Here is a 20107-nt window from a genome sequence, read left to right on the forward strand (position 1 = left end):
CGAGAGGCGTTGCGATGGGCGGAGGCTGACGTTTCAGCCCGAGCACATCGCATGGACTACCCACATTGCGCTTCTTGGCGCGTCATTCCCCTCACTCTTCGAGGGGGAAACCAGGGAAAGTCCACCTCGCGCCGCGGACGCGACAAGGACGGCGCGTGCGCGCAAGAAATTTCACGGACGTGGCTGTTTGACATGGTCGATCGGAAAACGCCGGCCCGTAGGATGGGTTGAGCGCAGCGAAAACCCATCGGCCGTCGCCTGCGGGTTGCTCCGCCGATGGGTTATCGCTTCGGCGCTGCGCACCTGCGCTCAACCCATCCTACAGGTTCGGACACGCCTTGCCTGACAAACTCACATTTGCGGCACCGCGACACCTGCACAGTTGGCTCCCGCATGCGCATCGCACATGGCGGGGCTGCGCCTGATTTTTATCATAGGCCTGTACAAGCTGCGATGTTCCGTCGCAGTTAAACCGGATAGTGTTGCAGGCAGCGGGCCGCACGCACGCGCCTGACATCAAGCGCCTCTAGTGGGATGGAAACGACGATGCCCAAAAAACCCTGGTACAAGATCCTCTATATCCAGGTGATCATCGCCATCATCATCGGCGTGGCGCTCGGTTACTTCTATCCCAATGCCGGCAAGGCGCTGAAGCCGCTCGGCGATGGCTTCATTGCCCTCATCAAGATGATGATCGCACCGGCGATCTTCTGCACCGTGGTGCATGGCATCGCCTCCATCGGCGACATGAGCAAGGTCGGCCGCATCGGCGGCAAGACGCTGCTCTATTTCGAAGTGGTGTCGTCGGTGGCGCTGCTGATCGGCCTGCTGGTCGGTCATTTCCTGCAGCCCGGCGCGGGCTTCAATATCGATCCCGCCACGCTCGATGCGAAGTCGGTGGCAAGCTATGTGACGCGCGCCAAGGAAGAGAGCTTCGTCAGCCATCTGATGGCGATCATCCCGACCTCCTATTTCGACTCGCTGGCCAAGGGCGACCTGCTGCAGGTGCTGCTGGTGGCGATCCTGTCGGGCTTTGCGATCTCGCATATGGGCAAGCCCGGCGAAGCCATCGCGCATGGCATCGACCTCGCCGGAAAAATGTTCTTCCGCATCATCGGCATGATCGTGCAGCTGGCGCCGATCGGCGCGTTCGGTGCGATGGCCTTCACCATCGGCTCGTTCGGCCTCGGCGCGCTGGTCAATCTCGGCTATCTGATCGTGACGTTCTATGCGGCATCGCTGCTGTTCGTGCTGCTGGTGCTGGGCGGCATCGCACGCGCCTTCGGCTTCTCGATCCTGCGCTTCATCGCCTATATCAAGGATGAGCTGCTGATCGTGCTCGGCACCTCATCGTCGGAAACCGTGCTGCCACGCATGATCACCAAGATGGAAGCGCTGGGTGCATCGAAGCCCGTGGTCGGCCTGGTGATCCCGACCGGCTACAGCTTCAATCTCGACGGCACCAATATCTATATGACGCTGGCCATCCTGTTCCTGGCGCAGGCGACCAATACGGATCTCTCCTATGGCCAGATGGCCGCGATCCTCGGCGTCGCCATGCTCACCTCGAAAGGCGCTTCGGGCGTGACCGGCGCCGGCTTCGTGACGCTGGCAGCTACGCTGTCGATCATTCCCGACATCCCGATCACCTCGCTCGCGATCATCGTCGGCATCGACAAGTTCATGAGCGAATGCCGCGCACTGACCAACCTGATCGGCAATGGCGTGGCGACCATCGTGATCAGCCGCTGGGAGGGCGAACTCGATGCCCACAAGCTGCATGAGGCGATGGCGCATCCGATTTCGTTCGGCGAGGAAATGGAGCATGTGCCGCTGGATGAAGAGCCGGTGAAGCCGGCGGCGTGAACTCATGTCGTCCCCGCGAAAGCGGGGATCCATACACGCCGTCGATCTAAATAAGCACGACCGTTGTAACTCTGCTGTTTCAACTTAATTGACGGTGGTTATGGGTCCCCGCCTTCGCGGGGACGACGGATTAATCCGGCATCAGCGCAGACATCGCCTCTGCGCTGGCATCGGCCTCCGACAGCAACAGATACTTCCCGTCCTGCAGTGTCGCCGCGCTCGCGACAACCACCGCGCGCTTCGGGCAGATGCCAAGACAGCTCGTCATCACCACGCGCGGCGGTTTCACATCCTGGTTCCGGCTGCGGGTTTTCGAATCCGACTTCAGCGCCTTGCGCAGCTTCTTGCCGTCATCGATGCGGCCGAGGCATTTCTTGCAGACGAGGATCGGCGGCGCGCGGCGCAGCCTTGCGGGAATGACGGGTTTGGGAGCCATCACGTCTATATAGACGCCCGGCTCCCGATTGCGATCAACCGGAGCGGCGGTTGGATGTATTTTGCACGAGATTGCCGTGCGCGGCCTGTTCCCGGATATTGTGCTTCTCGTCGTCGCGATGGCCCTTGGTGTCGTCGAGTTGCACCTTCGGCACGTTCCACGGCCCCTTGTCGCTGCGGTTCTCTGGCGGCACCGGCTGGATGTGTTTGGTCATCAGACCCTCCGTTCGTGAACGCGGAATCAACGCTGCGCGATGAGCCACGTTCCGACATTGGCTCCCGTGATCGCCACGGCCAAAAAGCGATGAACCTTTGAACCTTCAGTCGCGTTGATTTGACGCAATTTGAGTGGTCGGGGAATTTGCATGAAAGTTGTCTTGTTGATCCTGCTGGGCCTAGTCCTCGGACTGCTCGGCGGCGGCGCGCTCGGGATCGGTGCCGGTGTCGCCTGGGTCGAATTCTTCAAGACCACCAATTTCGAAGGCTACAGCGCCATGCTGGTGTTCTTCACATTCATGCCGATCGGCGCCTTGCTCGGCGCGGTCGCCGGGGCCATCTTGTTCGGTATCGCTGCGTCCCGTCCCGTGGAGCTCAGCGTCGAACATCTCCAGAATCGGGAGCGGGATACCCTCCCCCGCTAGGGCCGCCAGCAATTGGCGCGATTGATGAGTCAATCAGCATTTGTGCATTGCAAAAATATTCATTGCAATGCACGCGAAATTATATTACTTTAAGCTTCAATTGATTACACGACTTTGCCGGGCCCATTTTGCTGCCCGGGCTTTTGAGTTTCAGCCACCCAGGATCCATATCAAATGACAGAGCATTGCCTCTGGCGTTTGTCGCGCGCGTTGCACCGCGCGATCAACGATCAGCATTTCGACGATCTCGCCGCCATGATTGACGACAATATCGAGTGGGCCGTGTTCGGTCCGATCGACATGTTTCCATTTCTCGGCGCGCGGCACGGCAAGGCTGCCGTTCTCGAGGTCTGCAGGCAGATCGCGCAGAATGTGCGCGTGCATCGCTATGAGCGCGAGAACGTGTTGCTGAGCGAGGATTCCGGCTCGGCGATGATGCGCTTCTCGCTGACGGCGCTCGACACCAATCGGCCGATCAGCCTGCGTCTCGCACAATTCGCGCAATTCCGCGGCGGTCGGCTGACCAGCATGCGCGTTGTCGTCGATACATTCGATCTGGTCGAGCAGGCATTGGGCCGCGCAATCCATCTGCCGAAGATCGTGATCGTCATTTGCGGCTGATTGCTGCAATGCCATAATTTTGCCAGTCGTGACGGTATGATCTGCGGACCAACGCGATCTGCTGGGCATGGGCATGATGGCTGCGATGACGGTTCCTTTTTTTCGACTTTGCTTCGCTGCGACGGTTTGCGCAGGCGCCTTGGCGTCGCCGGCTGCCGCGCAAAATCCGTGGGCCGGCATCAATGATGTCGAAACCCACGATCTCGCGCCGCCGCCTGGCGAGATCGAACCGGTCGATACTTCGCCGATGGCGCAGAAAAATCCGGCGGAACCCGACTGGAGTTCGCTCGGCGCCAATGACTCACCAACAGCAAAAGGCTCGCTGCGCGAACGCAAATCCTCGCTGATCGTCGGCAAGCAAAGCTCGTCCTGGACGGCCAATGACAGCAACGGCGCGTCCGCCGTCTCGGTCAAGCAATCGGTGCTGCCATTCTGGGATACGCGCATCGGCGCCGACATGACTGTCGCGCGGCAAAGCGGGCCGACCAGCATGCAGGATTCCTATCGCAACCAGTTCGGCGATGGCACGCAGGCGACATCGAACGGCACCGCATGGGCGGCAATGACAGCGCCCGGTGTCGGTTCGATCTGGGACAAGACCGCCATCGAAGCGCGCGTCGATCCGTATTCGGACCAGACCAAGTTCGGCACCTCGATCAGTAAGTCGGTGCCGCTCGCCGGCAATCAATATTCGCTGACGCTGCAGAGTGGCTACAACGTCATCCAGCAGGGCAGCATTCCGATGGTCGGCTATAACGGCCGTCCGACGCGCAGCTATGAGACGGATCAGCTGGCGCGCTTCAACATCTCGGAAACCGGCACCAGTTTCCTTGCCGGCCAGACGCTGGCGACCACCGACGATAAATGGCTGCGCAAGTTCGGCGCCGAGCAGAAGCTGTTCGGCGGTATCAATGTCACCGGCTCGCTCAGCGAGACAACGACCGGCGTGACGAACAAGAGTCTTACCGCGGGCTTTAAGCACAGCTGGTAGCTTAAGTTTGCGTACACTTTATCCGCGAATTTCAGGCAAAGAACGACCACTCGCCGCATATTGGCCGCTATCCTGTCAGAATCGACTGCGCAGATGACAATGTTGTTACGCCGTGCGGGGGACAGTCCGCGCGTCATGCGTCGATCAGGAGAAAACCTATGAACGCGACTCGCCCCGAGCAGACTGAGACCGCCGCCACCGCCGAAGACAGCAACCTCGCTGCCGTCTCCGAAGTCGAAGCCGGGATCCGCGACTTCGTCCGCAATGACATTGCCTATCTGCGTCGCCCCGGCGCGAATGGCGCGACGGCCGAAACGCCTGCTGCCACCACCGATGCAGCGGCTCCGCTCGATTCCTCGACCGAGGCAACCGTGAACAGCGTCAATTCGCTGATCCAGCGCGTCGCCGGCACCTCGCTGGCCGAGATCGAGAAGCTGATCGGCGAGCTGGAAAGCCTGCGCGATCTGCTTCATGCCGAAGGTCAGCGCGTCCAGCGCGAGATCTCGGGCTATGCGCAGCTGAGCCAGGCGGCCATGAAATCGACCCGCCTGATCGCCGACAATGTCGCGCAGTGGAAGCGCGCCGCGGACAACCTCCGCCACGACTGATCGGTAATTAGCTAGTGATTTCAAGCGCCGCCCTGGCCAGGGCGGCGTTTTTCATTGAAATTTCAGATTCTTCGACAAAATTTCAATTGAACTTTAACGACCTGTCCCTGACCAAGGATACAGGCAGAAAAAACTGTCTGGGGTCTGGGGAGACATCCGTGCAAACGATTCGTCCGAGTACCGCCGCGCCGATTCCGGCACGCGCGTCAGCGCCCAAAATGGGCACCATCATCGTTCGATTTTCAGGTTTGCTTTTGGTAGCGGTAGCCCTGATGGCCTTCGCCTGGAGCCGCTGATTTTCGCGGCTGATCGCTCGGCGATCTCGTCTGCCGCTCGCGCATCTGGCGCGAGGGCCTCGTAAGCAATTACTCGCTAACGGCCACGCTGTTATCCAGCGTATAGGCGCCGTCGGCATATCCCTTCACAACCATGCAGGTCCCGAACATCACCGCAAGCGTGATGCTCGCAAAGATGAAGCCGACAAATTTCAATCCGGCGCGATCAGCCATTGTAGTCCCCAGTGATCTCTCGTCTTAGGCGGTCTCGCTCGCGCGAGCCTGAGATGCCTAAGCATTCGTTGAGCGTGAGTCGCACATCACGCTCACAAAGTTCAAAACACATTAACGTTGGGTCGGTTCCACCGACAAAATTGGATTGGGTTAATTGCGGTCGCTGCGCTGTGGCAGAAATACCGAGCCGAGGAAAGAGTAGACCTCCTCGCCCCGCTGATTGACCGCAATATTCTTGGATTGAACGATACCCCAACCAGGCTTCGATGCTGTAGCGCGCGCCGAGACGACTTCACTGGAATAGGTCAATGTATCGCCGGCGAGAACCGGTTTGAGCCAGCGCAGATCGCGGAAACCGGGCGAGGGTCCGCCTGTTCCAAATTCCTCGCCCCGCGCTTCGGCTTCCTGACGCGCACGATCGCCCGCAGCAACGAGGAGCTTCATGCAGACCGATGCAACATGCCAGCCGGATGCCGCAAGACCGCCGAAGATGGAATTGCGGCCGGCTTCTTCATCGAGATGGAACGGTTGTGGATCGAATTCGCGCGCGAAGGTTTTGATATTCTCGGCCGTAAAGGTGAAGGTGCCGAGCTCGCGGCGGAGGCCGATTTTCATGTCGTCGAGAAAAGGCATGTCACACCTGCTCCGCAGTCGCGCGGCGACCGATCATGATCGGCACGGTCATGTCGGACACCGTCTGTCCCTTCGCGTTGCGCGTGCTGCAGCGAAAGGTCACGACGCCCATCGATGGACGCGACTGCGAGGCGCGTGCTTCCAGCACCTCGACATCGAGCGTCAGCTCGTCGCCGGGCCGAAACGGCATCAGCCACTTCATTTCGGTGACACCCGGCGATCCCAAAGACGTGGTGTCATGCAGGAAGCCGTCATAGATCATGCGCATCATCAGCGAGCACATATGCCAGCCTGAACCTGCGAGCCCTTTCAGCATCGAGGCCTTGGCGGCCTCTTCATCGAGATGCATGGGCTGCGGATCGTATTCTTTGGCATAGGCGATGATTTCATCGCGGCTGATCAGGCGCGGCCCGAAACTGCCGAAATGGCCCGGCTGAAAGTCTTCGAATGTCAGGGTCATGTTGGGGAATGCCGTCAAAGGAGCCTGATTGTGGCCGTTATTTGCGGCAATCTCAACCCGGTCGCTTGCATGGCTTGCCCGTCACTGACGGGAAGGGGAACAGGCTCTGGACGCCAGCGACATTGAACGTCACGTTGACTGCCGGGGGAGATTTTCCAAATGTTCGAATTCCGCGACCTGTTCCAGTGGGACCGCTTCATCACGCCCACCATCATCAAGACCTTCTACTGGCTGGTGATTGCCCTGATTATCCTGTTCGGCATTTCCGGCATCTTTTCGGGGCTTGCGACGATGGCGATCAGCCCGTTCGGCGGCTTCATCATCCTGCTGTCGAGCCTCGCCAGCGTGGTGGTCGGCATTATCGCGGCGCGCATCAGCGCGGAATTCGTGCTGATCGTGTTCCGGATTAATGAACACCTGGGCGCGATCCGCGATCAGGGCGAGCAGCGGGGCTTGTAGTAGCGGCGGCGATGAAGCCCTTGTTTCGTGCCGCGCGCCCAATCCCTCATGGTGAGGAGCGCGCATCTTGCGCGCGTCTCGAACCATGAGATGGCGGAGCTCCGGGCCAGGCCAACTCATGGTTCGAGCCAGCGCTTCGCGCCTCCTCACCATGAGGGCGGAGTGTAAGGCAGGAGCTTACGTATTGAAGCGGAAGTGCAGCACGTCGCCGTCATTGACGACATATTCCTTGCCTTCCAGCCGCAGCTTGCCGCCATCGCGGGCGCCAGCTTCGCCATTCAGCCTGACATAGTCGTCATAGGCGATGGTCTCAGCGCGGATAAAACCCTTTTCGAAATCGGTGTGAATGACCGCTGCCGCCTGCGGCGCCTTGGTGCCCTTGGTGATGGTCCAGGCGCGCGCTTCCTTCGGGCCCACCGTGAAATAGGTGATGAGCTGCAGCAGCGTGTAGCCGGCGCGGATCAGGCGATCGAGGCCGGCTTCTTCAAGACCGAGGGTCTCGAGGAATTCAGCGCGCTCGGCGCGTGACAGCGTGGCGATTTCGGACTCGATCTTGGCCGAGATGGCGACCGCAACAGCACCTTCCTTCGCGGCATGTTCGGCCACGCGCTTGGAATACTCATTGCCCTCGCCGGCCGAACCTTCCTCGACATTGCAGACATAGAGGACGGGCTTCGACGTCAGCAGGCCAAGCATGCTGAATGCGCGTTCTTCCTCAGGCTTGCGCTCCAGGAAGCGGGTCGGCTTGCCGTCGCGCAGCAGTACCAATGCGCGCTGCACGAGCTCGAGCTGCTCCTTGGCGTCCTTGTCGTTGCCCTTGGCCTTCTTGGTCAGGTTATCGATGCGCTTTTCGCAGGAATCGAGGTCGGCGAGCATCAATTCGGTCTCGATGATCTCGATATCGGCGAGCGGATCGATCTTGCCTTCCACATGGGTGATGTCGTCATCGACGAAGCAGCGCACCACATGGGCGACGGCATCGACTTCGCGGATGGTGGCGAGGAACTGGTTGCCGAGGCCTTCGCCCTTCGACGCGCCTTTCACGAGGCCGGCGATGTCCACGAAGGTCAGGCGGGTCGGGATGATCTGCTGCGACTTGCCGATCTCGGACAGCTTGTCGAGCCGTTTGTCCGGCACCGCGACTTCACCGACATTCGGCTCGATGGTGCAGAACGGATAATTCGCCGCCTGCGCGGCAGCGGTTTCGGTGAGCGCATTGAACAGCGTCGATTTGCCGACATTCGGCAGCCCGACGATCCCGCATTTGAATCCCATGACCCTGTCCTAATTCTTCGACGGCTTCTCAGCGGAGCCGTTGTCGTCCTTCGACGTGAAACCCTTGGCTTGCATCGTCAGATGCACCTTGTTCTGGAACGACGAGTCGTTGCCGCCGATGAGCAGCCCGACATGGTCGGACACCGCATCGTTGAACGCATCAAGCTGCGCGCGTTCCGCCTTGGCGAAATCGCCCAGCACGTGATTATGCACCAGCTCCTTGGCACCGGGATGTCCGATACCGAGACGAACACGGCGATAGTCGTTGCCGACATGGGCGGAGATCGAGCGCAGGCCGTTATGCCCGGCAATGCCGCCGCCGACCTTCACGCGCACTTTGGCGAAAGGCAGTTCGAGTTCGTCGTGAAACGCGGCGATGTCGCCGAGTGAAATCTTGAAGAACGAGGCTGCCTCCTGCACGGAGCGACCGGATTCGTTCATGAAAGTCATGGGCTTCAGCAGAATGACGCGCTCGCCAGCGAGCGTGCCTTCCGATGTCTCGCCCTGAAAGCGACGGCGCCACGGTGCAAAACCGTGACGCCGCGCGATCTCGTCGAGAACCATGAACCCGATATTGTGCCGGTTGCCCTGGTATTTCGCACCAGGGTTTCCGAGACCAACAAAGAGGCGCATGACGCGGTCTCCCGCGCTGGCTTACTTCTTCTTCGCCGGAGCGGCGGCCGGAGCCTTGGCACCAGCAGCCGGAGCCTTGGCACCTGCGGCGGGAGCCTTGCCACCAGCGGCCGGAGCAGCAGCGGCAGGCGCTGCACCAGCAGCCGGAGCTTCTTCACCGTAACCCGACGGCGGCACGATGGTGACCAGCGTGAGGTCGGCATCGCGCGCCAGCGTCTTCACGCCCTTCGGCAGCTTGATGTCGGTGATGTGCAGCGACGAACCGATATCGAGGGTCGAGACGTCAACTTCCAGAAACTGCGGAATGCTGTCGGCTTCGGCTTCGAGTTCGATCGTGTGAGCGACAATGTTGATCGTGCCGCCGCGCTTCACGCCCGGCGCGGTTTCAGCGCCGTTCACGTGCAGCGGGACATTGACGCGGATGGTCGCGCCTTCGCCGAGACGGAAGAAATCCACGTGGATCGGGAAATCCTTGACCGGATCGAGGTGATAGTCGCGCGGAATCACGCGGTGCTTCTGGCCATCGAGATCGATGTTGAAAATGGTGGTCAGGAAGCGGCCGGCCTGAATGCGCAGACGCAGTTCCTTGTCGTCCACCGAGATCGCCAGCGGGGGCTTGTTGTCACCATAGATCACAGCCGGGATACGGCCGGCGCGTCGCTCTGCCCGTGCGGCCCCCTTGCCGCTCACCGGACGTGCGGTCGCCTTGAATTCCTTCACGGTCGCCATTGTCTAAGTCCTTGTTTTTGAAAAATTAAAGGCCGCTAGGCGGCCTCATTGGTCACGCTGCAGCAAGCCTCCAGGGGTGCGGGGGCTGCGGACGTGCCGGGCTTGTAGCGCCAAAGGGCCGAAATGACAAGGAAATGTCGGGCAAAAAGGCCGGGATCAGGCGGTCTTGCGCTTGGGGCCGAGCTTGCGGGCCTTGCGGAGATCGTCGTTGATTTTGGTCTGCCAACCGGTTCCGAGGGCCTTGTAGGACGCTACTACGTCGGGATCGAGGCGAATGGTGACGGTGGATTTCTTCAGGAGTTCATCAAGCGGAGGGCGGCCGGGACGAATGATCCTGTCACCCTCTCGGATTTCAGCACGCTGCCACATTTCCTCGGTCCATTCCGGACCATCATCCGGATCGACCCAAGGCTCGGATGTCGAAGCCTCAGATTTCGCCGAAGCGCTTGCTGAACTTCTTGATTTCCCGCCCATGGCAAAACCTCATCGAAATGATGTGATGACCAGTGGGACGCGGTGTCAAGATCACCACCGCCATCCGGTTTCCTAGCCAACCAATTGTCGAATACCGCTTTTCACCGTAGTCAAATCTATCGTCACGGACGGTACGGTGGTTGCCAGTAAACACCTTCTCCGCATCGACCGCGAAATCAATCCCTCGCTCGCGGAGCGTTTTCAGGCGCTTTTGCGGGTCGAAGGTGACCTTCACAGCTATAAACGTAAATACATAAATGACTTCCGTCAAGCATTAGCGTATTTACATAAATTATCGACTTGAGGCGCCGATTAGCCGCCGAGCTTGGCCTCCAGCGCCGCGATCCGCGCCTTCAGCGTCTCGTTCTCTTCCCGGGCAAGACGGGCCATATCCTTCACCGCCTCGAATTCCTCGCGCTTCACCAGATCGAGATCGCGGAGAATCTTCTCGGCCTGGGTGCGGACAACCGTATCCACCTCGCGCTTGACGCCCTGGGCGGCACCGGCGGCTTCGTTCATCAAGCGGCCGATCTCGTCGAATAACCGATTGTTGGTCTGGGTCATGGCAAGAACTCCGGTCGGATAAACTCAAGAGCCGCAGCTGGCGGCGCGGCAAACAATGGCGATCCCGCGCATTTACTTCAAGCCTCGCTTGGCTTCCACAGTCACAAACGCGAATATCCCTTAATTCGTCATGGCCTTGTGCTTTACTGCCGTGATCGGGAGCCGTAAGCCCACGCCATGCCATTCCTCGCGATCCAATTTCCAAACTTCGATCCCGTTGCCGTTGCGATCGGCCCGATCGTCATTCGCTGGTATGCGCTGGCCTATATCGCCGGCATCGTGCTGGGCTGGGTCTATGCCCGCGCGCTGATCAAGCGCGAAAAGCTCTGGGGCGGCCCGGCGCCGGTCTCGCTGATCCAGTTCGACGATTTCATTCTCTGGGTGACGCTCGGCATCATCATCGGCGGACGCACCGGCGAAGTCCTGTTCTGGAATTTCCCGTATTACGCCGCACACCCGCTGGAAATCTTCCAGCTCTGGAATGGCGGCATGTCCTTTCATGGCGGCTATCTCGGCTGCGTCGTCGCCGTCATGGCCTTCGCCTGGTCGCAGCGCATCTCGATCCTGTCGCTCGGCGACCTCACTTGCGCAGTCGCGCCGATCGGCATTTTTCTTGGCCGCGTCGCCAATTTCATCAATGGCGAGCTCTGGGGCCGCGTCACCGACAACAGCGTGCCATGGGCTGTGATCTTCCCGCATGCCGGGCCGCAACCGCGGCATCCGAGCCAGCTTTATGAAGCCGGCCTCGAAGGCCTGTTGCTGTTCGTCGTCCTCGCGGTCATGGTCCGCATGAATGCGCTGAAACGCCCGGGCCTGATCCTCGGCGCCTTCACCATTGTCTATGGCTGCGCGCGGATCTTCGGCGAACTGTTCCGCGAACCCGACGCACCGACCGGTTTCGTCATTGGCCAGGTCACCATGGGGCAGTTGCTGTCGGTGCCGATGATCGTCGTTGGCCTCGTGCTGATCGTGCGCGCCTCGCGCCTGCCGGACCGCACTGAACTCACTCCGGGTAAGGCATGACCGTGACCGACACTTCGCCCCTGCTCGACGAGATCAAGCGCCTGATCCGCGCCACCGGACCGATGCCGGTGTGGCGCTACATGGAGCTGTGTCTGACGCATCCGCGCCATGGATACTACATCGCGCGCGATCCGCTCGGCCGTGAGGGCGACTTCACGACGTCGCCGGAAGTCAGCCAGATGTTCGGCGAATTGCTCGGCCTGTGGGCAGCCTCGGTCTGGCGCGAGATGGACTCGCCATCGGAACTGCACCTGATCGAACTCGGCCCCGGCCGTGGCACCATGATGTCCGATGCCCTGCGCGCCATACGCGTGCTGCCGGATCTGTATCAGGCGCTCCATGTGCATCTGGTCGAAATCAATCCGGTGCTGCGCGAGAAGCAAAAGGCCTCGCTACCGGCGCTGCGGAATCTCACCTGGCATGACAGCCTCGCCACCGTGCCGGACGGCCCGAGCGTGATCTTCGCCAATGAATATTTCGACGTGCTGCCGATCCATCAGGCCATCAAGCGCGACGGCGGCTGGCATGAGCGCACCGTCGATATCGGCGCGGACAATCAACTCATCTTCGGCGCTTCCGCCGAGCCGATCCCGCGGTTCGAGTTGCTCCTACCACCTCTGGTGCGCGCAGCGCCGACGGGCGCGATCTTCGAATGGCGGCCGGACAGCGAGATGATGACCATTGCCAGCCGATTGCGCGACCATGGCGGCGCGGCCGTTATCATCGATTACGGCCATGTGCGCAGCGATGCCGGCGATACATTCCAGGCCGTCGCAAAACACAGCTACACCGATCCACTGAAGAATCCGGGCCATGCGGATATCACCGCGCATGTAGACTTCCAGGCGCTGGCCCGCGCAGCCGAGGATGTCGGCGCGCGCGTTCACGGACCAGTCACGCAAGGCGAATTCCTCAAACGCCTCGGCATCGAGACGCGCGCGCTCACGCTGATGGCCAAGGCCACGCCGCAAGTGTCAGACACCGTATCGAGCGCGTTGAAGCGCCTGATCGATAGCGGCCGCGGCGGCATGGGCTCGATGTTCAAGGTGATCGGCATTTCCGATCCCAAAATCGAAACGCTGGTGGCACTCAGCGATACGCCGGAGATGCCTGCATGAAGACCTTCACCTCCCCTGCTCTCGCTGCGCTTCCCGAGCTGCGTCATGCCTTTTTCACCCGCGATGGCGGAGTTTCCAAAGGCATCTATGCCGGCCTCAATGGCGGACTTGGCTCTGATGACAACCCAGCCGATGTTGCCGAGAATCGTCGGCGCATGGCCGAGGCCATGGGGGTCGATATCGATCATTTCCTGACGGTGCATCAGATCCATTCGCCCGACGTTGCGGTCGCAACCACGCCATGGACGGTCGAGACGCGCCCGCGCGCCGATGCGATGGTAACGGCGACACCCGGCATCGTGCTTGGCGTCACGACGGCAGACTGCGGCCCGATCCTGTTTGCCGATCCCAAAGCACGGGTGATCGGCGCAGCACATGCCGGCTGGAAGGGCGCCTTCACCGGCGTGCTCGAAAACACCATTACCGAGATGGAAAAGCTCGGCGCCACCAAACCCGACATCACCGTTGCCATCGGCCCGCTGATCCGCCAGCCGAGCTATGAAGTCGGCGCCGAATTCGTCACCCGCTTCGTCGATGCTGATCCGGATTTCGCGCGCTTCTTCATACCGTCGGCGCAAGAGCACCATTCGATGTTCGATCTCGCTGGCTTCATCCGCATGAGGCTTGAACGCGCCGGCATCACGGCGATCAACGACACGGGAATCGACACCTATCCGAACGAGCAACTGTTCTCGTATCGCCGGACTGTCCATCGCAAGGAAGGCGACTACGGCCGCCAGATCCACGCCATCGTGCTCGGCGATTAACCATAGCCGCCATTCTACCGTTGGCGTAACCCTCTAAAATTTAAGGCAAATTGCAAGAAACGCGGCATCGGTGCATGCACCTTGGTAAGATCTGCGGCGCGCCCGCCCTAGACCTTAACGCATTTTAACGATATCGCTCCTGTGTCCGGCAGCCGACGCGCTGCCGCCTCACGTCGGACGCTCTCGCATGCGATTTCCTGCCGTTCCTGCCTCGCGATCGAAGCTGCTGCCGGCAGTTCTGCTGCTCGGTGTCGTGCTCGGCCTCGGGGGCTGCGTCAGCAATTCCGGCGGCGGCCCGATGAACGCCCAGGCCAGCATGTCGCCCGCCAGCGGCCCGACCGTCGCCTTCGAATCCATCGACGGTCCGCCGCCGCAGGTGTTCGAGCGCATGGTCAGCGTCCTCGACAGCGAAGCCAAGCTGCGCAGCCTGGCCATCGTCTCGCGCAAGGACAGCGCCGCCTTCCGTATCCGCAGTTATCTGTCGGCACAGGTCCGCGGGCACAACACCTCCATTGCCTGGGTCTGGGACGTCTATGACCGCGACCAGAACCGCGCCTTCCGCCTCAGCGGTGAAGAAGCCACCGGCAAAGGCGGCAGCCGCGACGCCTGGGGCACGGCGGACGACCTCGCTTTGCGCCGGATCGCACAGGCGGGCCTCACCGGCCTCAGCGGTATGATCAACGGCACAGCGCCCGGAGAAAGCGCGCCTGAGCCAGCTCCTGTGCAACGCGGTCCAGCCATGGCCAGCACCGATGAGTTGCCGTCGCAGGCCACTGCCTTCGCGGACGTGCGCTGATTTTAGCGCGCGTTAAGCAGCGACCCGATTTTGCGCAGGAAAACCGTCATCTGCGGGTTGCAAACTGTGACATCCCCGCGATATCACCTCGCTCAGCTAGACTAGTTCTTGTGGGTAACCCGATATGCTGAACGTTGTATCCACCAAACCGCGGGGAGACGCGTCGATGTCGGGCAAAAACGGATCCATCAAGCTCGTCGCAGGCAATTCCAATCCAGCCCTCGCCAAAGAGATTGCCGACTGGCTGAAGCTGCCGCTGACAAAAGCCAGCGTCCGGCGCTTCGCCGATATGGAGATTTTCGTCGAGGTTCAGGAGAACGTCCGCGGCTCCGACGTGTTCGTGCTGCAGTCGACGTCGTTCCCGACCAATGACCACCTGATGGAGCTGCTGATCATCACCGACGCGCTGCGTCGCGCATCAGCCCGCCGCATCACTGCGGTGATCCCCTATTTCGGTTATGCCCGACAGGACCGCAAAGTCGGATCGCGCTCGCCGATCTCGGCCAAGCTGGTCGCCAACCTGATCACCCATGCGGGTGTCGATCGCGTCATGACGCTCGACCTGCATGCCGGCCAGATCCAGGGCTTCTTCGACATTCCCGTCGATAATCTCTTTGCCTCGCCGGTGATGGTGCGTGACATCAAGGAGAAATTCGATCTCACCAAGGTGATGGTGGTGTCGCCCGACGTCGGCGGCGTGGTCCGCGCCCGCGGCCTCGCCAAGCGCATCAACACGCCACTGGCAATCGTCGACAAGCGCCGCGAACGCGCCGGCGAGTCCGAAGTGATGAACGTGATCGGCGACGTCGCCGGCTATACCTGCATCCTGATCGACGACATCGTCGACTCCGGCGGTACGCTGGTGAACGCGGCCGACGCTTTGCTCGCCAATGGCGCCAAGGATGTCTACGCCTACCTCACCCACGGCGTGCTCTCCGGCGGCGCCGCGGCGCGCATCGGCGGATCGAAGCTGAAGGAGCTCGTGATCACGGATTCGATCCAGCCCACCGAAGCAGTGATCAACACACCGAACATCCGCACCCTCTCGATTGCGAGCCTGATCGGCGAAGCCATCGAGCGCACGGCAGCGGAAGAGTCGGTGTCGAGCCTGTTCGACTAAACGCCGCATCTTCCTTCTCCCCTTGTGGGAGAAGGTGGCTTCGCGAAGCGAAGACGGATGAGGGGCGATGCTGGGCTCGGAGCTTGCGGCTACCCCTCACCCGTCTCGAACGCTTCGCGTTCGATCCACCCCCTCCCACAAGGGGAGAGGGGTAGAGAGCTAAACAATCCCCGCCGCGACCTGACCGCGCAGCCGCTCGAGGCTGAACAGGGTCTCCGCGCACGCTGCGGCGACCTCGGTCCCCTTCTGCGCAAAGTGCTTGCGGAAGAACGCGACGCCTTCGTCCGTCTCACGGAAATCATTCGGCGTCACCACCGCGGAGAACACCGGAATCTCGGTCCGGAGCTGCACATCCATCAACGCACGGATCACCGTATCGGCGACATAGCTGTGCACGCCATGATCGACGACGAGCCCAGCAGCCACGATGGCCGTGTAGCGCCGGGTCTTTGCCAGCACCTGCACATGCAGCGGAATCTCGAACGAGCCCGGCACCTCGAACAGGTCGATCTGCGAGGCATCAACGTTGCGCGCGGCGAGTTCGGCGTGAAAGGATTCCCAACACGGTGAGACGATGTCGCGATGCCAGGACGATTGTACAAAGGCCACGCGCTGCGGCTTGGCGAATACTGGATGGCTGACGGTCTGGGACGCTTCGGTCATGATGGCTGTTTCCGTGTGTTGCCAAACTATGCCGAAGCACCTGGACGCCAGCAAGGGCGGGCGGCCGTTAATAATTGAGGCCGAACCGCGTCGCCGGACTCTCCCTGCGCGCATCGGATTCCGCCGGACTCGCATTCCGGGAATCCGATTCCGGTTTGTTCTCGTTGCGACGTGATGACCTGTGGATGAAAGAGCCATTGTCTGTGGACTGAGTCAGGGCGGCGTTGCGCGGATTCCGCAAATCACATCACTTCGGTCTCGCAAGTTCTGGACGATTTAAGTCTAAAGCCCCGCAACGGCATTCCGACATTTCGCGTACCCGGCCAGTCGTTTGCATCACAGACTCCCAAGGCAAGGTCGCGACCGCATGTCACTTCTCGAAGGCACCATCGATTCACGCGCCAATCCGCTCGCGGTCGTGGAGGACATTGCTGCCGATCACAACTGGGCGTTCGAGCGCTCGGGCGAAGACGAAGTCACGATCGTCTCCAAGGGCGACTGGACCGACTATCAACTCTCCTTCACCTGGATGGGCGAAATCGAAGCGCTCCATCTGGCTTGCGCTTTCGACATGAAGATTCCAGCCGCACGTCGCAGCGAAGTGCAGCGCCTGATCGCTGCCGTGAACGAGCAGATGTGGGTCGGCCATTTTGATATCTGGACGGCATCCGGCATGATCATGTACCGGCAGGCGATCCCGCTGCCGGACGGCATGACCGCCACGACAGCGCAATGCGAGTCCATGCTCGTGTCCGCGATCCATGCCTGCGAACGCTATTACCCCGCAATGCAGTTCGTCGTCTGGGCCGGCAAGACTGCCGAGCAAGCGATGAGCGCCGCGATGTTCGATACTGCAGGCGAAGCGTGAGCGCGACGCCACAGATCACTGTTCCAGACGCGCCCGGCGACACCGAGCGCCTCGCGGTCTGGAATGCGCTGCTTGCCTATAACGAAAAGTCGGTTGGGCCGAGCAACTATCAACCGCTGTCGATCCTGATCCACGATCCCGAGACCGGCGAGCCCGCCGGCGGCATCTGGGGCAAGACCGCCTATGACTGGTGCTTCGTCGAACTGTTCGTGGTGCCTGAAAAATTCCGCGGTCAGGACATCGGCACCAAGGTCTTGAAGCTTGCGGAAGACATCGCGCGACAGCGCGGTTGCACCGGGCTCTGGCTCGATACCTACTGGTTTCAGGCTCGCAGCTTCTACGAAAAGCAGGGCTATGAAGTGTTCGGCGAACTGCCGGACTATCCGCAGGGCGGGCCAAGGTATTTTCTGAAAAAGAGTTTGGCCTGACCGGCTGCATTGCGCCCAAGGCACCCGATGCTAATGTCCCGCGCCTCCAAGACAGCCGGGACTCAACCATGACGACCAATTCATCCGCCCTCCACTCCCTCGACGGCCACATCATCCTCGCCGGCGCAGGCAAGATGGGCGGCGCAATGTTGATGGGCTGGCTCGCTGGCGGGCTGGATCCCACGCGTGTCGTCGTGCTTGATCCCTATCTCTCGGATGAGATCAAGGCGCTAACCGCCAAGGGCGTGCGTCTCAACCCGGACGTTCACGAGATCGGCAAGGTCGCCGCCCTCATCCTCGCCGTGAAGCCGCAGATGTTCGCCGAAGTTGGCCCGACGCTACGTGCCATCGTCGGCGACTCGCTGGTCGTCTCGATCATGGCAGGCACCACCATCGCCGGCATCGCGAAGGCCTGCGGCGGCAAGATCGTGCGCGCGATGCCGAACACCCCGGCTGCGATTGGGCGCGGTATCACTGTCGCTGTTGCGGCAAGCGACGTCACGTCGGGCCAGGGCGATCTCACCGACGCGCTGCTGCGTGCTACGGGCTCAGTTGAATGGGTCGAGGATGAAAGCCTGATCGACGCGGTGACCGCCGTGTCCGGCTCCGGACCGGCCTATGTATTCCTGCTGGCGGAAGAAATGGCCCGCGCCGGCATCGCGGCCGGATTGCCGCCCGAGCTCGCGATGAAACTCGCGCGCGAGACGGTCTCCGGCTCGGGCGAATTGCTGCGCCAGTCCGACCTCGATGCGGCAACCCTGCGCAAGAACGTGACCTCGCCGGGCGGCACGACGGCGGCCGCGCTTGGTGTGCTGATGGCAGAGGATGGTTTCGAACCACTGCTGACAAAGGCGATTGCAGCGGCAGCTGCGAGGTCGCGAGAGCTCGCGAAGTAAGCGCAACACACTTCGTGTCGTCCCCGCGAAGGCGGGGACCCATACACACGGACGTCTGAGATCAAGGCAACGCCAGATTGGCTCTTCTCGAACCTGGACTACGCCTCCGGTGTCCCCGCCTTCGCGGGGACGACCCAATAGTTACACCGGCACCCGTACCACAGCTCTCAGCCCACCCATCGGACTATCCGCCAGCGTGATATCCCCGCCATGGGAGCGCGCGATGTCGCGTGCGATGGCCAAGCCAAGCCCCGTACCGCCCTCGTCCTGATTGCGCGCATCGTCGAGCCGCAGGAAGGGCTTGAACACCTCTTCGCGCATGTTCATCGGGATACCCGGCCCGTCATCATCCACCGTCACTGTCAGATAGCGATGATCGCGGTGACCGGTGATGGCAATGTCATGGGCATGGCGTGCGGCATTGTTGACGAGATTGCCGAGACAACGCTTGAACGCCGCCGGCCGCACGGTGACGATCGGCAAGCCATGGAATGTCACCGTCGCCTTGTGGCCGTTGCGCTCGGCGTCGCTGCGCAGCTCTTCAAGCGCCGAGGACATGTCGGTGGGCTGCGACGGCTCGCCACTGTCGCCGCGCGCGAAGGCGAGATAGGCCTCGAGCATCGCCTGCATCTCGTCGATGTCCTTGCGCATACCCTCCACTTCCGGCCCGTCTTCGAGCAGCGCCAGTTCGAGCTTGAAGCGCGTCAGGATCGTGCGCAGATCGTGCGACACACCGGCGAGCATCGCCGTGCGCTGCTCCATGGCGCGTTCGATGCGCGCTTTCATCTCGATGAAGGAGTTCGCCGCGCGCCGCACCTCGCGCGCACCACGCGGCCGGAAGTTCGGCACCTCGCGGCCCTTGCCGAAGCTTTCGGCCGCATCGGCGAGTTTCAGGATCGGCCGGATCTGATTGCGCAGGAACAGGATGGCGACGATCAGCAGGATCGATGACGTGCCAACCATCCAGAACAGGAAGATTTCGGAATTCGACGCATAGGCGGCACTGCGCTGCGCGAAGATGCGCATCACGGCATCGTCGAGCTGAATGCGGATCTCGACAAGATTCGATCGGCCGACCGTATCGATCCAGAATGGCCGCGGGATCTGCCGTCCGATCTGCACCGACAGCGTCTGATCCAGCAGCGAGAAGAATGGCTTTGGCCCTGGCGGCGGCATGTCGCCGAGCGGCAGGAAATCCACCACGAGACCGAGGCGCTGCTGCGCGATCGCCTTGATCTGGGTGCGATCCTTGTCCTGCGGATAGGTCTTGTAGACATCGATCAGCGCCGCAATGTCCTGCACTACGACAGCCGACAGTCGCCGCGTCACCGTATTCCAGTGGCGCTCCATGAACACGAAGGCCACCACCGACTGCAGGATCACCATCGGTACGATCATGATCAGCAGCGCACGGGCATAGAGGCCCTTCGGCATCAGCTCATTGAAGCGCCGGCCCATCACACGATTGGCCGACGCCATCCGCTCGGAGGCGGAGCGCAACACGGTCATGCCAGTGTCGAAGCTGCTCAT

At 61.3% G+C, this 20107-nt stretch carries 27 protein-coding genes; 14 read left to right on the forward strand and 13 right to left on the reverse strand.

What is annotated here, in order from left to right; genetic code table 11:
- Positions 1 to 546 precede the first annotated feature (546 nt).
- Complete coding sequence (locus tag ACIQ2A_RS06050; RefSeq protein WP_398476848.1) at positions 547 to 1866, forward strand: dicarboxylate/amino acid:cation symporter; 1320 nt, start codon at positions 547 to 549, stop codon at positions 1864 to 1866.
- 130 nt (positions 1867 to 1996) lie between these two features.
- Here ACIQ2A_RS06050 and ACIQ2A_RS06055 read toward each other — a convergent pair whose 3' ends face one another.
- Positions 1997 to 2302, reverse strand: coding sequence for a (2Fe-2S) ferredoxin domain-containing protein (locus ACIQ2A_RS06055; RefSeq protein WP_398476850.1), 306 nt, complete (start codon positions 2300 to 2302; stop codon positions 1997 to 1999).
- 34 nt (positions 2303 to 2336) lie between these two features.
- On the reverse strand, positions 2337 to 2516 hold the full coding sequence (locus ACIQ2A_RS06060) for a hypothetical protein (RefSeq protein WP_398476852.1): 180 nt from the start codon (positions 2514 to 2516) through the stop codon (positions 2337 to 2339).
- A gap of 150 nt (positions 2517 to 2666) precedes the next feature.
- On the opposite strand from ACIQ2A_RS06060, the gene ACIQ2A_RS06065 reads away from it, so the two are divergent.
- The 4 genes from ACIQ2A_RS06065 (at position 2667) to ACIQ2A_RS06080 (ending at position 5162) form a co-directional block, all read left to right on the forward strand.
- On the forward strand, positions 2667 to 2942 hold the full coding sequence (locus tag ACIQ2A_RS06065; RefSeq protein WP_398476854.1) for a hypothetical protein: 276 nt from the start codon (positions 2667 to 2669) through the stop codon (positions 2940 to 2942).
- Between the two features lie 174 nt (positions 2943 to 3116).
- Complete coding sequence (locus ACIQ2A_RS06070) at positions 3117 to 3563, forward strand: nuclear transport factor 2 family protein (protein WP_398476856.1); 447 nt, start codon at positions 3117 to 3119, stop codon at positions 3561 to 3563.
- Between the two features lie 85 nt (positions 3564 to 3648).
- A complete protein-coding gene (locus ACIQ2A_RS06075; protein ID WP_398476858.1) occupies positions 3649 to 4554 on the forward strand; it encodes a hypothetical protein in 906 nt (301 codons plus the stop codon).
- 158 nt (positions 4555 to 4712) lie between these two features.
- A complete protein-coding gene (locus ACIQ2A_RS06080) occupies positions 4713 to 5162 on the forward strand; it encodes a hypothetical protein (protein WP_398476860.1) in 450 nt (149 codons plus the stop codon).
- 365 nt (positions 5163 to 5527) lie between these two features.
- Here ACIQ2A_RS06080 and ACIQ2A_RS06085 read toward each other — a convergent pair whose 3' ends face one another.
- The 3 genes from ACIQ2A_RS06085 to ACIQ2A_RS06095 form a co-directional block, all read right to left on the reverse strand.
- Positions 5528 to 5671, reverse strand: a complete 144-nt coding sequence (locus ACIQ2A_RS06085; RefSeq protein ID WP_398476862.1) for a hypothetical protein — start codon at positions 5669 to 5671, stop codon at positions 5528 to 5530.
- Positions 5672 to 5821: 150 nt separating this feature from the next.
- Positions 5822 to 6304 carry a MaoC family dehydratase gene (locus tag ACIQ2A_RS06090; protein ID WP_398476864.1) on the reverse strand — a complete coding sequence of 161 codons (483 nt, stop codon included), beginning with the start codon at positions 6302 to 6304 and terminating at the stop codon, positions 5822 to 5824.
- Position 6305: 1 nt separating this feature from the next.
- Complete coding sequence (locus tag ACIQ2A_RS06095; RefSeq protein WP_398476866.1) at positions 6306 to 6764, reverse strand: MaoC family dehydratase; 459 nt, start codon at positions 6762 to 6764, stop codon at positions 6306 to 6308.
- A gap of 159 nt (positions 6765 to 6923) precedes the next feature.
- Here ACIQ2A_RS06095 and ACIQ2A_RS06100 point away from each other — a divergent pair, with 159 nt between their 5' ends.
- Positions 6924 to 7223 (forward strand): DUF4282 domain-containing protein, encoded by a 300-nt coding sequence (locus ACIQ2A_RS06100; RefSeq protein ID WP_398476869.1) that lies wholly within the window; start codon positions 6924 to 6926, stop codon positions 7221 to 7223.
- Between the two features lie 177 nt (positions 7224 to 7400).
- Here the strand turns inward: ACIQ2A_RS06100 and ychF are convergent, their stop codons facing one another.
- The 6 genes from ychF to ACIQ2A_RS06130 form a co-directional block, all read right to left on the reverse strand.
- Complete coding sequence (gene ychF, locus ACIQ2A_RS06105) at positions 7401 to 8498, reverse strand: redox-regulated ATPase YchF (protein WP_398476871.1); 1098 nt, start codon at positions 8496 to 8498, stop codon at positions 7401 to 7403.
- Between the two features lie 9 nt (positions 8499 to 8507).
- Positions 8508 to 9131, reverse strand: a complete 624-nt coding sequence (gene pth, locus ACIQ2A_RS06110; protein ID WP_398476873.1) for an aminoacyl-tRNA hydrolase — start codon at positions 9129 to 9131, stop codon at positions 8508 to 8510.
- A gap of 21 nt (positions 9132 to 9152) precedes the next feature.
- Positions 9153 to 9860, reverse strand: a complete 708-nt coding sequence (locus ACIQ2A_RS06115) for a 50S ribosomal protein L25/general stress protein Ctc (protein ID WP_398476875.1) — start codon at positions 9858 to 9860, stop codon at positions 9153 to 9155.
- A gap of 156 nt (positions 9861 to 10016) precedes the next feature.
- The gene (locus tag ACIQ2A_RS06120) at positions 10017 to 10334 is read right to left on the reverse strand and encodes a BrnA antitoxin family protein (protein ID WP_398476877.1); all 318 of its coding nucleotides are present in this window, start codon (positions 10332 to 10334) and stop codon (positions 10017 to 10019) included.
- The gene (locus ACIQ2A_RS06125) at positions 10288 to 10605 is read right to left on the reverse strand and encodes a BrnT family toxin (RefSeq protein WP_398476879.1); all 318 of its coding nucleotides are present in this window, start codon (positions 10603 to 10605) and stop codon (positions 10288 to 10290) included. Before ACIQ2A_RS06125 ends, ACIQ2A_RS06120 begins: the two co-directional genes overlap by 47 nt.
- Before the next feature lie 41 nt (positions 10606 to 10646).
- The gene (locus ACIQ2A_RS06130) at positions 10647 to 10898 is read right to left on the reverse strand and encodes an accessory factor UbiK family protein (protein ID WP_398476881.1); all 252 of its coding nucleotides are present in this window, start codon (positions 10896 to 10898) and stop codon (positions 10647 to 10649) included.
- A 177-nt stretch (positions 10899 to 11075) separates the two neighbouring features.
- Between ACIQ2A_RS06130 and lgt the strand changes: the two genes are divergently transcribed.
- The 5 genes from lgt (at position 11076) to ACIQ2A_RS06155 (ending at position 15722) form a co-directional block, all read left to right on the forward strand.
- Complete coding sequence (lgt, locus tag ACIQ2A_RS06135) at positions 11076 to 11921, forward strand: prolipoprotein diacylglyceryl transferase (protein ID WP_398476883.1); 846 nt, start codon at positions 11076 to 11078, stop codon at positions 11919 to 11921.
- Positions 11918 to 13039, forward strand: a complete 1122-nt coding sequence (locus ACIQ2A_RS06140; RefSeq protein ID WP_398476885.1) for a class I SAM-dependent methyltransferase — start codon at positions 11918 to 11920, stop codon at positions 13037 to 13039. The genes lgt and ACIQ2A_RS06140 overlap by 4 nt, the downstream gene beginning before the upstream one ends.
- The gene (gene pgeF / locus ACIQ2A_RS06145) at positions 13036 to 13806 is read left to right on the forward strand and encodes a peptidoglycan editing factor PgeF (protein ID WP_398476887.1); all 771 of its coding nucleotides are present in this window, start codon (positions 13036 to 13038) and stop codon (positions 13804 to 13806) included. The genes ACIQ2A_RS06140 and pgeF overlap by 4 nt, the downstream gene beginning before the upstream one ends.
- 187 nt (positions 13807 to 13993) lie before the next feature.
- Positions 13994 to 14602: a hypothetical protein gene (locus ACIQ2A_RS06150; protein WP_398476889.1), complete on the forward strand. Its 609-nt coding sequence runs from the start codon at positions 13994 to 13996 to the stop codon at positions 14600 to 14602.
- Positions 14603 to 14768: 166 nt separating this feature from the next.
- The gene (locus ACIQ2A_RS06155; RefSeq protein WP_398476891.1) at positions 14769 to 15722 is read left to right on the forward strand and encodes a ribose-phosphate pyrophosphokinase; all 954 of its coding nucleotides are present in this window, start codon (positions 14769 to 14771) and stop codon (positions 15720 to 15722) included.
- A gap of 159 nt (positions 15723 to 15881) precedes the next feature.
- Here ACIQ2A_RS06155 and ACIQ2A_RS06160 read toward each other — a convergent pair whose 3' ends face one another.
- A complete protein-coding gene (locus ACIQ2A_RS06160) occupies positions 15882 to 16385 on the reverse strand; it encodes a 6,7-dimethyl-8-ribityllumazine synthase (RefSeq protein ID WP_398476893.1) in 504 nt (167 codons plus the stop codon).
- Positions 16386 to 16752: 367 nt separating this feature from the next.
- On the opposite strand from ACIQ2A_RS06160, the gene ACIQ2A_RS06165 reads away from it, so the two are divergent.
- The 3 genes from ACIQ2A_RS06165 (at position 16753) to proC (ending at position 18577) form a co-directional block, all read left to right on the forward strand.
- Positions 16753 to 17253, forward strand: a complete 501-nt coding sequence (locus ACIQ2A_RS06165; RefSeq protein WP_398476895.1) for a YbjN domain-containing protein — start codon at positions 16753 to 16755, stop codon at positions 17251 to 17253.
- Positions 17250 to 17681: a GNAT family N-acetyltransferase gene (locus ACIQ2A_RS06170; protein WP_398476897.1), complete on the forward strand. Its 432-nt coding sequence runs from the start codon at positions 17250 to 17252 to the stop codon at positions 17679 to 17681. The genes ACIQ2A_RS06165 and ACIQ2A_RS06170 overlap by 4 nt, the downstream gene beginning before the upstream one ends.
- Before the next feature lie 68 nt (positions 17682 to 17749).
- The gene (gene proC / locus ACIQ2A_RS06175; protein WP_398476899.1) at positions 17750 to 18577 is read left to right on the forward strand and encodes a pyrroline-5-carboxylate reductase; all 828 of its coding nucleotides are present in this window, start codon (positions 17750 to 17752) and stop codon (positions 18575 to 18577) included.
- 141 nt (positions 18578 to 18718) lie between these two features.
- Here the strand turns inward: proC and ACIQ2A_RS06180 are convergent, their stop codons facing one another.
- Entirely contained in the window at positions 18719 to 20107 is a 1389-nt protein-coding gene (locus tag ACIQ2A_RS06180; protein WP_398476901.1) for an ATP-binding protein, read from the reverse strand.

The organism is Tardiphaga sp. (assembly GCF_044336785.1).
Taxonomy (GTDB): domain Bacteria; phylum Pseudomonadota; class Alphaproteobacteria; order Rhizobiales; family Xanthobacteraceae; genus Tardiphaga.